This window comes from Pauljensenia sp. UMB3104 (assembly GCF_030217285.1).
GTDB lineage: Bacteria > Actinomycetota > Actinomycetes > Actinomycetales > Actinomycetaceae > Pauljensenia.
On record NZ_JASONN010000212.1, the window covers coordinates 1 to 294 of the forward strand.

The following is a 294-nucleotide window of genomic DNA, read 5'->3' on the forward strand; positions in this document are numbered from 1 at the left end:
TATTGATGCGCTCATTGACCGTGCGAGGACTTTCCCGGCGCTGCAGCGCATGCAGTGGGTGGTGGTGACGGATAAGCCCGAGCACCGCGACCTGGCCCGGTGCATGCAGTCATGCGCGCTCGCCTCGGTCCTCAAGTCCCCGTGGACGGTTCCCCTGCTGGCAGGCCAGGCCTATTCGACGATGGTGCGATACCTGCAGGGGTGCGGCTATTCGGATAGGCAGATCCGCTCGCTCATCGCTGATCCGCCGCCTTTCGCCGTGCAGGGCCCGCTCCTGGAGGGCCTGGACCGCGA

1 pseudogene is annotated in these 294 nt (G+C 66.3%); it reads left to right on the forward strand.

The features are described 5' to 3' along the window. Nucleotides 1-294 (forward strand): annotated as a pseudogene (locus QP415_RS11420) (histidine kinase); the annotation flags it as partial.